General features: G+C 63.2%; 10 protein-coding genes. 7 read left to right on the forward strand and 3 right to left on the reverse strand.

Features of this window, described 5'->3' with window-relative positions:
• Positions 1 to 30 precede the first annotated feature (30 nt).
• Positions 31 to 957 carry a class I SAM-dependent methyltransferase gene (locus BB029_RS28345; RefSeq protein ID WP_065941740.1) on the forward strand — a complete coding sequence of 309 codons (927 nt, stop codon included), beginning with the start codon at positions 31 to 33 and terminating at the stop codon, positions 955 to 957.
• A gap of 148 nt (positions 958 to 1,105) precedes the next feature.
• A complete protein-coding gene (pcsA, locus tag BB029_RS28350) occupies positions 1,106 to 1,822 on the forward strand; it encodes a phosphatidylcholine synthase (RefSeq protein WP_027606368.1) in 717 nt (238 codons plus the stop codon).
• A gap of 46 nt (positions 1,823 to 1,868) precedes the next feature.
• On the opposite strand, the gene BB029_RS28355 is transcribed toward pcsA, so the two are convergent.
• Positions 1,869 to 2,735: a pirin family protein gene (locus BB029_RS28355; protein ID WP_065941741.1), complete on the reverse strand. Its 867-nt coding sequence runs from the start codon at positions 2,733 to 2,735 to the stop codon at positions 1,869 to 1,871.
• Between the two features lie 179 nt (positions 2,736 to 2,914).
• Here BB029_RS28355 and BB029_RS28360 point away from each other — a divergent pair, with 179 nt between their 5' ends.
• Positions 2,915 to 3,658 carry a response regulator gene (locus BB029_RS28360; RefSeq protein WP_065941742.1) on the forward strand — a complete coding sequence of 248 codons (744 nt, stop codon included), beginning with the start codon at positions 2,915 to 2,917 and terminating at the stop codon, positions 3,656 to 3,658.
• Positions 3,659 to 3,678: 20 nt separating this feature from the next.
• A complete protein-coding gene (locus BB029_RS28365; protein ID WP_065941783.1) occupies positions 3,679 to 4,998 on the forward strand; it encodes a HAMP domain-containing sensor histidine kinase in 1,320 nt (439 codons plus the stop codon).
• Here BB029_RS28365 and BB029_RS28370 read toward each other — a convergent pair.
• Together BB029_RS28370 and BB029_RS28375 are read right to left on the reverse strand one after the other, a co-directional pair.
• Positions 4,995 to 6,935, reverse strand: a complete 1,941-nt coding sequence (locus BB029_RS28370; RefSeq protein WP_065941743.1) for a TonB-dependent receptor domain-containing protein — start codon at positions 6,933 to 6,935, stop codon at positions 4,995 to 4,997. The two genes, BB029_RS28365 and BB029_RS28370, sit on opposite strands and share 4 nt — an antisense overlap.
• Before the next feature lie 78 nt (positions 6,936 to 7,013).
• Positions 7,014 to 8,219 carry a Bcr/CflA family efflux MFS transporter gene (locus BB029_RS28375; protein ID WP_065941744.1) on the reverse strand — a complete coding sequence of 402 codons (1,206 nt, stop codon included), beginning with the start codon at positions 8,217 to 8,219 and terminating at the stop codon, positions 7,014 to 7,016.
• Positions 8,220 to 8,319: 100 nt separating this feature from the next.
• Between BB029_RS28375 and BB029_RS28380 the strand changes: the two genes are divergently transcribed.
• The 3 genes from BB029_RS28380 to BB029_RS28390 all read left to right on the forward strand — a co-directional run.
• Entirely contained in the window at positions 8,320 to 9,426 is a 1,107-nt protein-coding gene (locus BB029_RS28380) for an efflux RND transporter periplasmic adaptor subunit (protein WP_065941745.1), read from the forward strand.
• Between the two features lie 2 nt (positions 9,427 to 9,428).
• Positions 9,429 to 12,512, forward strand: a complete 3,084-nt coding sequence (locus tag BB029_RS28385) for an efflux RND transporter permease subunit (protein WP_065941746.1) — start codon at positions 9,429 to 9,431, stop codon at positions 12,510 to 12,512.
• 110 nt (positions 12,513 to 12,622) lie between these two features.
• Positions 12,623 to 14,679 (forward strand): RHS repeat domain-containing protein (locus BB029_RS28390; protein WP_168166844.1); only part of this gene is annotated, 2,057 nt, incomplete at its 3' end.

Here is a 14,679-nt window from a genome sequence, read left to right on the forward strand (position 1 = left end):
TGCCGCCCGCTCAATGACCGACGCTCAACGATGAACCCAGACGCTCTCGCTACCCTGCACGCCCACCTGCTCACCGCCCTGGCCAGCCCGCCGACTGAAACCCGGCGCCTGTTCCATGGCCGTGGCCGCTGCTGGCCGGGCCTGGAGCAATTGACCGTGGACTGGCTGCAAGGCGTGGTGCTGGTCGCGCTGTTCAAAGAGCCCGAAGCGCCCCACCTGGAGGGGTTGAAACAGCTGTTGATCGACTTCGACTGGGCCCAATCCGGCGCCCACAGCGTGGCGCTGCAACACCGCTACCTGCCGCAAAGCACCACGGAATGGCTGGTGGGCGCAGCCATCGACGAGCTGACCATCACCGAAGGCGGCCTGCGTTACCTGATCGACCTGGGCAAAAAGCAGAACAGCGGGCTGTTCCTCGACATGCGCTACGGCCGCAACTGGGTGCGCGAACAAGCCAAGGGCCAGCGGGTGCTCAACCTGTTTGCCTACACCTGCGGGTTCTCGGTCGCGGCCATCGAGGGCGGCGCCAGCCACGTGGTGAACCTGGACATGGCCCGTGGCGCCCTGAGCCGTGGTCGCGATAACCACCGCCTGAACGGTCATGACCTGAGCAAGGTCAGCTTCCTGGGCCACGACCTGTTCAAATCCTGGGCCAAGGTCACCCACAGCGGCCCCTACGACCTGGTGATCATCGACCCGCCGTCCTTCCAGAAAGGCAGCTTCCTGCTGACCAAGGACTACCAGCGCGTACTGCGTCGCCTGCCGGATTTGCTCACGGCCCAGGGCACTGTCCTGGCGTGCATGAACGACCCGGCCTTCGGCGAAGACTTCCTGATCGACGGCGTCACCCGCGAAGCACCGGGCCTGCGCTTTATTGAACGGCTGCAAAACCCGCCGGAATTTCCGGATATCGACGCGCAAAGTGGCCTCAAGGCGCTGGTGTTTCGCCAAGGCTGATGCCGAAACGTCCTACGCTTGCTACGCTATGTGATGCGCCGGGCGGTGAACCTTATGACCCCCTTCCCGGTCGATACCTGCATTCCCCGGCCAGACTCGACAGCGTCACGTTGTCGGCTGCCCCGTTTCACCTTTTGGAGAACCGCCCGTGATATCGACCCTGCATGTAGCCAGAATCAAAGCCTGGGGCGCCCACGGCTTTACCGCCACCGGTGTGGTATTGGCCTTCCTGGCCACCCTGGCGCTGCTGGAAAACTCACCCAAGGCCTGCCTGCTCTGGCTGGGCCTGGCCCTGGTGGTAGACGGCGTGGATGGTTCCCTGGCGCGACGGGTGAATGTCAGCACGGTATTGCCCAGCTTTGACGGCTCGGTACTGGACCTGGTGATCGATTACCTCACCTATGTGTTTATTCCGGCCCTGTTTATCTACCGCTATATCGACCTGCCGGACTTTACCCACCTGTTCACGGTGTCGGTGATCCTGGTGTCATCGCTGTTCTGCTTCTGCAACGTGAACATGAAGAGCAAGGACAACTACTTCGTCGGCTTCCCCGCCGCCTGGAACGTGGTGGCCTTGTGCGTATACATCATCCAGCCGGACGCCTGGGTCACCTTGCTGACCGTGATCGGCCTGGCCCTGCTGACCGTGACGCCGATGAAGTTCCTGCACCCGTTCCGGGTCAAGCGCTTCATGCCGATCAATATCGCAGTGACCACCATCTGGTTGCTGTGCAGCTTCTTGATGGTGGTGGATTATCCCAACACCAACCCGTGGACGTTTGGGTTGTGGTCGGTGATGTCCGCGTATTTCCTCGGGATCTGCGTGTGGCGCACGGCGCTGGAGTGGATGGGGACTCACAAATAGCCAGATGAACACCGTTCAACTGTGGGAGGGGGCTTGTGGCCGACCTTTAATCCTGCATCCGCCCAAAACGACCCGATTGGAAATCCGCAAACGCCTGGTGAATCTCCTGCTCGGTATTCATCACAAACGGTCCATGCCCAACGATAGGCTCGTCAATCGGTTCGCCGCTGAGCAGCAGGACCTTGGCGTCGTCGTTGGCCTCCAGGGTGAGCTGGCGGCCGTCGCGTTCGAATAACGCCAGTTGGCCTTGGCGTGCGACTTCTTCGCCATTGACCAGCACCGTGCCGCGCAGGATCACCAGGGCGGTGTTGCGCCCAGCGTGCAGGTCGAGGGTGACGGGCTTGCCGGCGTTGAGGCGCAGGTCCCACACATCGATCGGCGTGAAGGTGCGCGCCGGGCCCTGGGTGCCGGCAAATTCACCGGCGATCAGGCGCAGGTGGCCGGCGTCGTTGGCCAGGGGCAGCACGGGGATATCGCCGTCGACGATGGTCTGGTAGCCCGCGTCGGCCATTTTGTCCTTGGCGGGCAGGTTGACCCACAGTTGCACCATCTCCAACGCGCCGCCGCTGCGGGCGAAGGCGGCGGAGTGAAACTCTTCGTGGAGGATGCCCTTGGCGGCGGTCATCCATTGCACATCGCCCGGGCCGATTTTGCCGCCGGCGCCGGTGGAGTCGCGGTGTTCGACTTCGCCGTCGTAGACGATGGTCACGGTTTCAAAGCCGCGATGGGGGTGCTGGCCGACGCCGCGACGCTGGTCTGTCGGGGTGAAATCGGCCGGCCCGGCGTGGTCCAGGAGCAGGAATGGGCTGATGTGCTTGCCCATCGAGTCGTAGGAAAACAGCGTACGCACGGGAAAGCCGTCGCCGACCCAATGGGCGCGAGGGCTGGTGTAGATGCCGATGAGTTTTTTCATGGTAGTCCTCCAAAGTGTATACACCTTAAAACTCGCAGCAATTCGGCGCTAGACGGTAAAAACGACCTTGATCGTCCTACCGGCAGGACGATCTACGACTGCAGCCTCACAAAAACAGCGTTAATGATAATGACTCGTAGTAATATCCGCCCTCTCCTGCTCAACCCTCGAGGGCTGCAATGCCGTTTGCCCCTGCGCCTATCGCACCGCGCGTACTGGTGGTGGATGACCACCGCAAGATTCGTGAACCCCTGGCCACGTACCTGCGACGTCACACCTTTGAGGTGCGCACCGCTGAAGACGCGGCCGGCATGTGGCAATTGCTCAAGACCCAGGCGTTCGATGTGGTGGTGCTCGACGTGCTGCTGCCGGATGGCGATGGCTTTGAGTTGTGCAACCAGTTGCATCGGCGCAGCAACACCCCGGTGATCCTGCTGACCGCCCGCGACACTGCCGCCGACCGCATACGCGGCCTGGACCTGGGTGCCGACGATTACGTCACCAAGCCGTTCGAGCCCCGGGAGCTGGTGGCGCGTATCAACAGCGTGCTGCGCCGTCAGGGCCGCGCAACCGGCCCCACCGCGCCCGGCGCTGGCGCACGGGCCTACGAGTTCGCCGGCTGGCACTTCAGTGTGGCCAGCGCCACCTTGCGCCGCGACGGCAGCCCGGCCATCCGGCTCAGCACTGCCGAAAGCCGGCTGTTGCAAGTGTTCCTCGCCCACCCCAACACCCTGCTGCCCCGCGAACGCTTGATCGACCTCACCGCCGCCGCCGACAGCGATGTCAGCGACCGCGCTATCGACCGTCAGGTCAGCCGCCTGCGCCGCAAGCTGGCCCAGGGCGATGCCGCGCCGGAACTGTTGCGCACCATCTGGGGCGGCGGCTATCTATTGGCCGCCGAGGTCAGCGAATGCACGCCCTGAACCGGCTGTGGCCGCGCACCCTGGCACGGCAGCTGAGCCTGTTGTTGCTGCTGGCACTGCTGGCGTCGAACGCCATTGCGATGTTGTTTTTGCAGCGCACCGGCAGCCTGATCCACCCGCTGGCGCGCAGTTTCAGCCTGGAACGCCTGGGGATTGCCCATCACACGGCAATCGACCTGACCTCGAATGAAACCGCGCACCTGCTGGCCGGCATGAGCACCGACGACACGCGCTTCTGGATCGGCCCCACGCCGGAGGTGGCGCCGTTTGCGCAACGCCCGGAAGAACAGCGCCTGGCCAACGAGCTGCGCCACCAATTACAGCTGGATAACAGCGCCGCCATCGGCATGCAGTTGGAACGCATCAGCGGCGCCGACGCCCGTACCCATGTGTTCAGCCCCGCCGGCTGGGCGCCGTTGCGCCTGCGCAGCAGCGTGCCGCTGCCCAACGGTACCTACCTGAATGCCGTGCAATACCCCGCCGGCGCCTATGAATGGGGTCGCGTCCTGGCCTACAGCCTGCCGGTGACTACACTGCCGGTGCTGCTGATCGTGATGTTTTTCATTGCCCGCGTGGTGCGCCCGATCAAGACCCTGGCCCAGGCCACCGAGCGCGTCAGCCGCGGTGAATGGATCGCCCCGCTGGCGGAAACCGGCCCACAGGAAGCCCGCGACCTGACTGCCGCCTTCAATACCATGCAGGTCAACCTCGCCCGGCATGTCGAAGGCCGCACGCGGATGCTCGCAGCGGTCAGCCATGACTTGAATACGCCGATCACCGAACTGCGCCTGCAAGTGGAGTTGCTGGAGCCCGGCGCAGCCCGCGATGACATGCTCGAAAGCCTCGGGGAACTGAGTGCAATGGTGCGTGAAACCCTGAATTTCGTGCGCGACGAATCGGTGCAGGAAGCGACTGCCACGCTTTCGTTGAGCAACCTGCTGGATGACCTGGCCAAGCGTTACCAACGCCTGCAACAGCCCGTCACCTGGGCCGGCGCACCCGCGTTGCTGCTGACCTGCCGCCCGCTGGCGCTCAAGCGCGCACTGACCAACCTGATCGACAACGCCCTGCGCCACGCCGGCGATGCCGACCTGAGCCTGGTTCGCGAGGACAACGGTTGGCTGCGCATCGAGATTCTCGACCACGGCCAAGGCTTGCCCGAAGCGTGGTTGAGCAAAGTCTTCGAGCCCTTCGTACAACGGGGTGTCAGTGACGGCGGCGTGGGGCTGGGCCTGGCGATCGCACGGTCGTGCATCCAGGCCCATGGCGGTGAACTGGTCTTGGAGAATCGCCCACCGGCCGGCCTGTGCGCGGTGGTGCGATTGCCCACAGCGCTCTAGAAGTTGAGCGTGGCGCCCATCCACAGGGTGCGGCCGTAGTTCACCGTGCCATAGGTTTCATCGTCCAGGCGCTTGTCGGTGAGGTTGTTGAGGGAGGCGTTGAGGGTCAACGAATCGCTCACGTCATAGGAGCCGCCCAGGTCGGCGGTGGTGTAGCCCGGCGCCGGTTCGTCGGTGGTGATGGTGTTGCCGGTTTCCTCGCCGTAGTAGCTCAGCGAAGCCCAGGCCTGGGTGCGATCGTTAATGGTCCATTCCGTGCGCACATTGGCTTTTTGCTCAGGGGTGAGGGCCAGGGGCGCACCTTTGTTGGCACCGCTTTTCTGCTCGGAGTCGGTGTAGGTGTAGTTGGCCTTGAGCAGCACGCTGGGGTTGATGTCCCATTGGCCGTTGAGCTCAACGCCCTGGATGATCGCCTTGTCGACGTTGACCCGCTCCATGATGGTGTAGCCGTTCCAGCGCCGGTCGGTGGTGACGGTGGAAAGCTTGTCCTGGAAGTCGTTGTAGAACAGCGTCACACCGCCGGACAGGTTGTCGCGGTTGCTCCACAGCGCCGAGACTTCATAGTTGGTGCTGGTCTCGGGCTTGAGGTCCGGGTTGCCGAACATCACGAAGCGGTTGCGGCGCAGGTAGGCGTAATCCTCGACGACTGCACGCAGTTCGGGGGCCTTAAAGCCACGTGCAACACCGCCCTTGAACGTCCACTGCTCGGTGGCGCGCCACACCCCGTAGACCCGTGGGCTGACGTGGGCGCCGTACTCTTCGTGCTCATCCAGGCGCAGGCCGGTGGTCAGGGCGAAGCTGTCGGTCATCGACCACTCGTTTTCCGCGAACAGGGCTTTTTGCACCACCGAGAATTTATAGTCAACGCGGTCACCGAGGCCCTGGTTCCAGTCGGTCAGCTCGCTTTTATTCCATTGCACGCCCACGGTGCTGACGTTGTGGGCGGTGGGCACCACCAGCTTGGCGTCAAACACAGTGTTCTTGATCTCGGGTTTGCGCCCGTAGATGTCAGTCTGCGCCGGCGTCGCCTTGCCTTCACGGCTGGAGGTTTCCTGGGACAAGGCAATGTCCGAGGTGGCCCAGCCCCAGCGGCCCTGGTGGGACAGCGACCAGTGATCGCGGTTGTTTTCCTGTTCGCGGGTGGCCCAGTTGGCGCTCATGCCGTCGCCATTCTTCAAGCGCGTGGCGCCGGCTTCCAGCAGGATGTCGTGGTCGATAGTGGGGGTGAAGGCCAGGCGCGCGGTGAGGTCGCGGTGGTCAGCCTTGCTGAAGCCATTGGTCTGCTCGATGTCGTCATCGGCCTGGCGGTCCAGGTAGCGGCCCCACACCTGCAAACCGAGGAAATCTTCCTTGAGCGGACCACTGAGGTAGAACTGGGTCTGGCGTGCATTACCCTGGTCGCTGTGCTGGCGCGCCGAGTAGTCGTACCCGACGGAGCCGCCCCAGGTCGGTGAGACCTTGCGCGTGATCACGTTGATCACCCCGCCGATGGCATCCGAGCCGTACAGCGACGACATCGGCCCGCGCACCACTTCAATCCGCTCGATGGCCGCAGCGGGTGGCACAAAGCTCTGTTCGTAGCCACTGTTGCCGTTGACCCGCGATTCCCGCGCGCTCTGGCGCTTGCCGTCGACCATGATCAGGGTGTAGTCGGCCGGCATGCCCCGGATGGAGATGTCGGTTTCATTCGCACCGCCGTTGACGGTCACGCCTTCCACGTCTTTAACCGCGTCGCCGAGGTCGCGGTAGGACTTGCGACGCAGCGCCTCGCCATCGATCACGGTGACCGAGGCCGGCGCGTCTTCCGCGCTTTGCGCAAAACCGGATGCAGTCACCACTACATCATTGAGTTCCAGTGCAACAGGCTCATCGGCGTGGGCATGAAGACTGGCGGCAACCAGCACGGCCAGGGGCGAGAAACGAAAAGCAGGCAGCATGGGCGAAGACCTTCGGATTAGACTCAAAAGAGAATCGTAATCATCCAGCCCCGAATAACTTGGACAAAGTGTGACAACTCAAGCCGCCGCGACCTCCGCGGTACGGCGCTCACGCAACAGATGGAAGGCCACGAAGGCCGTCACGGCAAAACACGCCTGGATCACGATCATCGGTGTGGCACTGCCGTCGCGCAGATGGCTCAGTAACAGGCCGCTGCAGGTCGCGCCGAACATCTGCGCAAAGCCCATCAAGCCCGCCGCCAAACCGGCGCGGTGAGCGTTGGGCATGACCCCACCGGTCACAGACCCGGGCAATACCAGGCCACCGCCGAGGGTTGCCAGCGCAATGGGAATATCCAGGCCCAGTATCGACAGGCCAAACAGCGCATAAATCACCAGTGCGGCAATCCCGCCCATGGCCACCAGCGTCACGCCCATCGCCACAATCCGTTGCGGCCCCAGGCGCTGGATGTTGCGCCGGGTGTAGGTGGAACCGATGATCAGCATCGACACGATCAGGCCAAAATTGATGCCGTACTCCAGGCTGCTCAAGCCCAACAGATTGATATACACCGCCGAGGAACCGGCGATCACCGCGAACATGGCGCCATAGGTGCACGCCAGCGCCACGGCGAACGCGCGGTACGGGCGGCCCTTGAGCAGGTCCAGGTATTGCCCGCCGAGGGTGCGCCAGTGGCCGGCCTTGGGGTCGAGGAAGTGGTTGCTCTCGCGGAAGAACAGCAGCGCCAGCAGAAACACCCCACTGCCAATCGCCAGTGCCAGCAGGATCGGTGCACGCCAGCCCAGCAGCTTGATCAGCAGGCCGCCGACCATCGGGGCGACGACGATGGCGTACAGCATGCCGATCATGGTCAGCGCCAGCGCCGGCCCCGCGTCGGCCTTCCACACGTCACGCACCACGGTGCGCGCCAGTACCAGCGCAGCGCAGGCGCCGAGGCCTTGCACGACGCGAGCGGCGATAAATTGCTGGATGTCATTGACCAGCAGCATCGACAAGGTCGCCAGCACATACAGCAACAGCCCGCCGAGCAGCACCGGACGGCGGCCGATGCGGTCCGACAGCGGGCCGAACAGCAGTTGCCCCAGGCCAAAGGCGGCGACAAACGCCGACAGGGCCATCAGCGCCGAACCCGGTGGCGCCAACAGGGCGTGCTCGATCAGACCCAAGCCTGGAATGATCAATTGGGTCGAGACTTCACCCAGCGCCGTCAAGGCCACCAGTAAAAACAACAAGCTTCGCGATGGGGCCGGGGCGTTCGACATGGGGATTATCCGAGGCTGGATTTATTTATATTTCGACCATAATATGCGTAAAAAATTATGTCCATAATTTTTTGCCCACTGGTCATCCCCGGAGCCCGACATGATCCCTCTCCCCTCGCGCCTTCTCACGCCCCTGGCCGTGTTGATCGTCCTCAGCGGCTGCAACAGCCAGGCCGACACCACCGCCCAAGCGCCGCAACCACGCCCGGTACTCGCCGCCAAGGTCGAAGCCGCCGGCACTCAGCAAAGCGCCTATACCGGCGTGGTGGCTGCGCGTACGGAAAGCGACCTGGGCTTCCGGGTCGGCGGCAAGGTCATCGAACGCAAGGTCGACCCCGGCCAGCACGTTTCCCGTGGCGACACCCTGCTGGTGCTGGACATCGGCGACTTCGAGCTGGCCCTGCGCTCGGCGAAAAACCGCGTCAACGCCGCCCAGGCCCAGCTGCGTCAGCGCCGTGACGATGAAAACCGCTACCAACGCCTGGCCAGTACCGGCGCGGTGTCACGGCAGATCTTCGACCAGTCGGCCACCAACCTGCGCGTGGCCGAGGCCGAGTTGGCCGCGGCGCAATCCGACGCCAGCCAGATCGAGAACCGCCGCACTTATTCGGTGCTCAAGGCCGATGGCGACGGCATCATCACCGACGTGCGGGTGGACCGTGGCCAAGTGGTCGCCGAAGGGCAAATCGTCGCGCGCCTGGCCCATGACGGTGCCCGCGAAGCCATCGTCAACCTGCCGGAAAACCAGCGCGACCAGGCCGCGCAGAAAGCCCTGGCCTTCCCCTTCGGCGCCCCGGACCAGGCGGTGACGGCGACCTTGCGCGAACTGTCGGCCAGCGCCGATCCCACCACCCGCACCTACCGCGCCCGTTATGTACTGCACGGTAACGTCGAGCGCTTCGCCCTCGGCTCGACCATCACCGTGCGCCTACAAGGTAATGGCCAGGCGCAACAAACCCGCGTACCGATCGGCGCCTTGCACGATGCAGGGCAAGGCACCGGTGTGTGGTTGATCGGCGCGGATGACAAGGTCAGCTTCGCCGCCGTCAAGGTCGCCAGCCTCGGCCAGGAAGACGCCCTGCTCGACAGCGGCGTGAACCCCGGCCAGGTCGTCGTCGCCCTCGGTGCGCACCTGTTGCACAGCGGCGACGCGGTGCGCCTGTTGCCCGCCCAGGTACTGGCCCTCAACCGCAAACAGGACCAATGAGCATGCGCGGCATCAACCTCTCGGAACTGGCGGTCAAGCACCGCGCAGTCACGCTGTTTTTGATCATTGCGATCCTCGCCGCCGGGATCTTCTCGTTCGGCAAACTGGGACGCGCCGAAGACCCCTCGTTTACCGTCAAGGTCATGACCATTACCGCCGCCTGGCCCGGCGCCACTGCCCAGGAGATGCAGGAGCAGGTGGCCGACCGCCTGGAGAAGCGCCTGCAGGAACTGGACTACTACGACCGCGTCGAGACCATCGCCCAGCCGGGCTTTGTGTCGATGCGCATGACCTACAAGGAGTCCACGCGCCCCAGCGAAATCCAGGAGCTGTTCTACCAGACGCGCAAAAAACTCAGCGATGAAGCCGCGAGGCTTCCCAACGGGGTGATCGGGCCGTTCTTCAACGATGAATATTCCGATGTGTACTTCGCCCTGTACGCCCTGGAGGCCGAGCACTTGCCCCATCGACAACAGGTGCAGATGGCCGAGGAATTGCGCCAGGGCCTGCTCAACCTGCCGGGGGTGAAGAAGGTCAATATCCTCGGCGAGCAGGCGCAGCGGATTTTTGTCGAGTTCTCCTATGAGCGCCTGGCGACCCTGGGGATCAAGCCGGAGCAGATCTTCGCCGCCCTCGCCGCACAGAACGCCGTGGCCCCGTCAGGTTTTGTCGAAACCGCAGGCGCGCGCGCCTATATCCGTATCGACGGTGCCTTCGACAGCCTGGCGCTGATCGAAAACGTGCCCCTGGAAGTCAACGGTCGCGTGCTGCGCATTGCCGATGTAGCCAGCGTCAGCCGCGGTTATGAAGACCCGCCCAGCTACCGCATCCGCCACCAGGGCGACCCGGCGCTGATGCTCGGCGTGATCATGGAAAAGCACTGGAACGGTCTGGAGCTGGACAAAAGCCTCAAGGCCGAGGAAGCCCGGATCCAGGCGGACCTGCCGTTGGGCGTGAACTTCGCCAAAGTCTCCGACCAGGCAAAGAACATCAGCCTGGCGGTGAATGAATTCATGCTCAAATTCTTCGTCGCCCTCGCGGTGGTGATGGTTATCAGCCTGCTGGCCCTGGGCTTTCGCGTCGGCCTGGTGGTGGCGGCGGCGGTGCCGCTGACCTTGTCGGTGGTGTTTGTGATCATGCTGCTCACCGGGCGTGAGTTCGACCGCATTACCCTGGGCGCGCTGATCATTTCCCTGGGCCTGCTGGTGGATGACGCAATCATCGCCATTGAAATGATGGTGGTGAAACTGGAGGAAGGTTTTGACCGGATTCATGCGGCCACCTTCGCCTGGAGTTCCACGGCGGCACCGATGCTCACCGGTACGCTGGTGACGATCATCGGCTTTCTGCCGGTGGGATTTGCACGGTCCGGTGCGGGGGAATACGCCGGCAATATCTTCTGGATCGTCGGCTTTGCGCTGATCTCGTCCTGGCTGGTGGCGGTGGTGTTCACGCCGTACCTGGGCGTGAAGTTGCTGCCGCAGATCAAACCGGTGCCCGGTGGCCACGACGCGATTTATGCCGGGCGCTATTACCAGAAGCTGCGTGATTTGGTCGAAGCCTGCGTACGCAGGCGGTGGCTGGTGACCGGGTTGGTGATCGCTGCCTTTGTACTGTGCGTACTGGGCATGGCCGTGGTGAAGAAACAGTTCTTCCCCAACTCCGACCGTTCCGAGCTGATTCTTGAGGTGTATATGCCGCCCGGCAGTGCCTTCAAGAGCACCGAGGCGGTGGCGGCGCAGTTGGAAAAGGCGCTGCTGCAAGAGCCGCAGACCAGCATGGTCGACACCTATGTGGGCGGTGGTGCACCGCGTTTCTTCCTGTCGCTGAACCCCGAAATGCCGGACCCGGCGTTTGCCAAGTTGATCGTGCAGACGCCGGACTCTCACGCCCGCGACGCCTTGAAGCTGCGCATGCGTGAGCGAATTGCGGCCGGTGAGTTTCCGGCGGCGCGGGTGCGGGTCACCCAATTGCTGTTCGGCCCGCCAGTGCCCTTCCCGGTGGTGTTCCGCGTGTCCGGCCCAAATGTGGAGGTGCTGCGCGGCGTGTCCGAGGACGTGCGCAAGGTCGTCGCCGCCAACACGCTGACCAAGGACGCCTTTCTCGATTGGGGCGAGCGCACCAGCGGTTATCGCCTGGTGCTGGATCAAGACCGCCTGCGCCTGCTCGGCTTTACCCCCAACGAGGTCAAATCCCAGCTCAACGCCTTGCTCAGCGGCAACCCGATCACCGAAGTGCGTGAGGGCAACCGCACCGTGTCCGTGGTCGCCCGCGCCCAGGGCAACCAGCGCGAGAACCTCGGTAACCTCAACAACATGACCCTGACCAACAGCGCCGGCACGTCGGTGCCCCTGGCCCAGGTCGGGCAGTTCCAGGCGGTGATGGAAGAACCGATCCTCAAGCGCCGCAACCGCGCGAGCACCGTGGAAGTGCGCGCCGACATCATCGACGGCGTGCAACCGCCCGACGTGGAAATGGCCGTGTACAAAGACCTGCAACCGCTGATCGCCCGGCTGCCGGCCGGTTACCGGATCGACATCGGCGGCCCGGTGGAAGAAAGCGCCAAGGCCAACGTGGCGCTGGCGGCGCTGTTCCCGATCATGATCCTGCTGACCCTCACGGTGATCATGTTCCAGGTGCGTTCCTTCGGCGTGATGTTCATGGTCTTCGCCACCGCGCCGCTGGGCTTGATTGGCGCGGTGCCGACCTTGCTGCTGTTCAACCAGCCGTTCGGGTTCAACGCGATCCTGGGCTTGATCGGGATCGGCGGGATCCTGATGCGCAACACGTTGATCTTTACCGACCAGATCCGCCAGAACCAGGAGCATGGCATGGCGATCCACGCGGCGATTGTCGAGGCCACGGTGCGGCGCGCGCGGCCGGTGATATTGACCGCGCTGGCGGCGGCGCTCGCGTTTATTCCACTGACGTTGTCGGTGTTCTGGTCGTCCCTGGCATTCGTGCTGATTGGCGGGGTGCTGGTGGGCACGGTGTTGACGCTGTTGTTTCTGCCGGCGCTGTGCAGCCTGGTGCTGGGGCGGGAGAAGACAAAAATTGTCGAAACGCCCCACGTAAGCGCCGGATAAGCGCTACTCCCCTGCCCTGAAAACCGCTGCAAAGTCCCTCGCCTGAATACACAGTGCGAGGGATTGCAGATGGTGGTTTTCGTTAAAGCCCCGGTTGAAGGGGCTGTTTCATGATCGAGGTGACCCGCCAAGCCATTGGCTACCTGGTGCTGGCCGCCATGGATTCAAAGACGCGAGACGTCGAATCCGTTCTCAGCGACTTCGGGCGCTGCCTCAATACCTACGAGACCTGGGCGGAAAGCTTCTTTAGCTTTTCGGCCCTGGATATCGAACAGGTCTTCAAAGTCGGGGATGACGTGGCGCTCGTCGCGCCGATCAACCGCGCCATCCTTCCCAGCAGCACGACCGCAATGTGCCAGGCAAACGGCACGTTGACCCTGGTGCATATGTTCCAGAGCGCTCGGTTCGTGCCCATTGGCAATACGCCCGTGATGGTGCAACGCATCGATCCAGAGGGCGGTCCCCTGGGCGAGCCGATCCACAAGACCATCGGCCCCAGCGGCATCCTCGAAATCACCGAGTGTGATCGCAACCAGCAGTACCGGGTCAGCTTCTACCCCAACGTCTCCAAAGACCATTTCAAGGCGCTGTATGCCTCTTATCAGTCGGTTATCGCCCCCCTGGACAGTTGGTTGCGCAGTGAATGGGAGACCACCTTCGAACCGTTGTGGAAGGGTTACTCCGAAGCCAGCTTCCCCAAGCGCTACCTCGCCCTGCATCAAGCCTATGCCCGCGGCTTCGGCGAAGCGCTTTACTCGCTCTGGGACACTGTCAAGCAGCTGTTTCAATGGCTTGGCGAACCGTTGGCCTATGCCGAACAACTGCTGCACTACCTGTCAGCGGATGAATTTGAAAAGCTGCTGACCCTTGGCGCCGACGCCCTCGCCAAGGGCTTGTTGGTGCTCAGCGATGAGCCGCTGCTGTTCATCCATCTGTCGGCAATGGTCAGCTGGATGCGTCTGTTGCCACCGCCCTATATGAACGAGTTGCTCGGGGAAATCAGCGCCGACGTATTGATCAACTTGTTGCTGTGCCTCGCCACTGCCGGGATGGGGATGGCGGTTCGAATAAGTACCAACGTGCTGGGCGGCATCAAGTCTCAACGTGCGCGCCGATGGTTGGAGCGCATGGCTGGGCAGTTCGGAAAATCGCCCATGGATGAGCATGTCGAGCTCGCCAAACCGGTTCTGCTGGGTGGGCCTGAAACGTCGATCAAGACCATTCCGGTTGCGCCGTTGAAGGTTGGGGAGCATGTGGTTTCGAACCCGGTGCCGGCGGCTCGCAGGAAGACTCAGCAGACGGTGTTGGTCAGGCAGGAGCCTGTCGATGATGTTCCAGTTTCAGGGAAGAACCCCAACGGGGATGCGGCAGCCCCTTCGGATAAGACCATCACCAACGGCTGCCCGGTGTCGATGGTTACCGGGGAGGAATTGCTCACCCTCACCGACGGCACGTTGGATGGGATCTTGCCGTTCGAGTGGACGCGGCTGTATCGCACCAGTGCGGTGGAAGTGGATGGCGGGTTGGGGTTTGGCTGGAGTCATTCGCTGGCGCATCGGCTGGTGGTGTCGGGCGATTCGGTGGTGTGGACGGACCATGAGAATCGCTCGATTGGGTTTCCACTGCCGACTGTTGCTCGACCTGCCATCACCAATAGCCTGGCCGAAGCCGCCATCTATTTGGGCGCGTCGCCGGATGAACTGGTGCTGGCCCAGGCGTCGCGCTTTTATCACTTTCGCGACGGTGTGCTGGTCTCCATCAGCGATGCGTACGACAACCGGCTGCGGATTTCCCGGGATTATTTGGGGCGCATCGAGCGGCTGGATAACGGTGTCGGGCGTTCGCTGTTCCTGCGCTATGCATTTGGCCGCATCGTCGCGGTGGACTATCAGGTCCAGCGCGCCAAAGGGCGTGAACCCTTCGAGTGGGTGACCGAGCAGACCGTTGTTTCCTACGCCTATGACGACCTGGGACGGTTGGTTTCGGCGACCAATGCCATCGGCGAAAGCGAGGTTTATCGCTACGACGATCAGCACGTCATTCTTGAGCGGGGCTTGGCCGGTGGGGCGAGTTTCTTCTGGGCGTGGGAACGGGCGGGCAAGGCCGCGCGATGTGTCCGGCATTGGGCCAGTTTTTCCCAGATGGACACGCGGTATGCCTGGGGGGA

Source organism: Pseudomonas sp. S3E12 (genome assembly GCF_001702295.1).
Taxonomy (GTDB): domain Bacteria; phylum Pseudomonadota; class Gammaproteobacteria; order Pseudomonadales; family Pseudomonadaceae; genus Aquipseudomonas; species Aquipseudomonas marginalis.

Coding starts and splice junctions, on each gene's coding strand:
- BB029_RS28345 (WP_065941740.1), top strand. CDS start 31: ATGAACCCAGACGCTCTCGCTACCCTGCACGCCCACCTGCTCACCGCC.
- BB029_RS28355 (WP_065941741.1), bottom strand. CDS start 2,735: ATGAAAAAACTCATCGGCATCTACACCAGCCCTCGCGCCCATTGGGTC.
- BB029_RS28360 (WP_065941742.1), top strand. CDS start 2,915: ATGCCGTTTGCCCCTGCGCCTATCGCACCGCGCGTACTGGTGGTGGAT.
- BB029_RS28370 (WP_065941743.1), bottom strand. CDS start 6,935: ATGCTGCCTGCTTTTCGTTTCTCGCCCCTGGCCGTGCTGGTTGCCGCC.
- BB029_RS28375 (WP_065941744.1), bottom strand. CDS start 8,219: ATGTCGAACGCCCCGGCCCCATCGCGAAGCTTGTTGTTTTTACTGGTG.
- BB029_RS28380 (WP_065941745.1), top strand. CDS start 8,320: ATGATCCCTCTCCCCTCGCGCCTTCTCACGCCCCTGGCCGTGTTGATC.
- BB029_RS28385 (WP_065941746.1), top strand. CDS start 9,429: ATGCGCGGCATCAACCTCTCGGAACTGGCGGTCAAGCACCGCGCAGTC.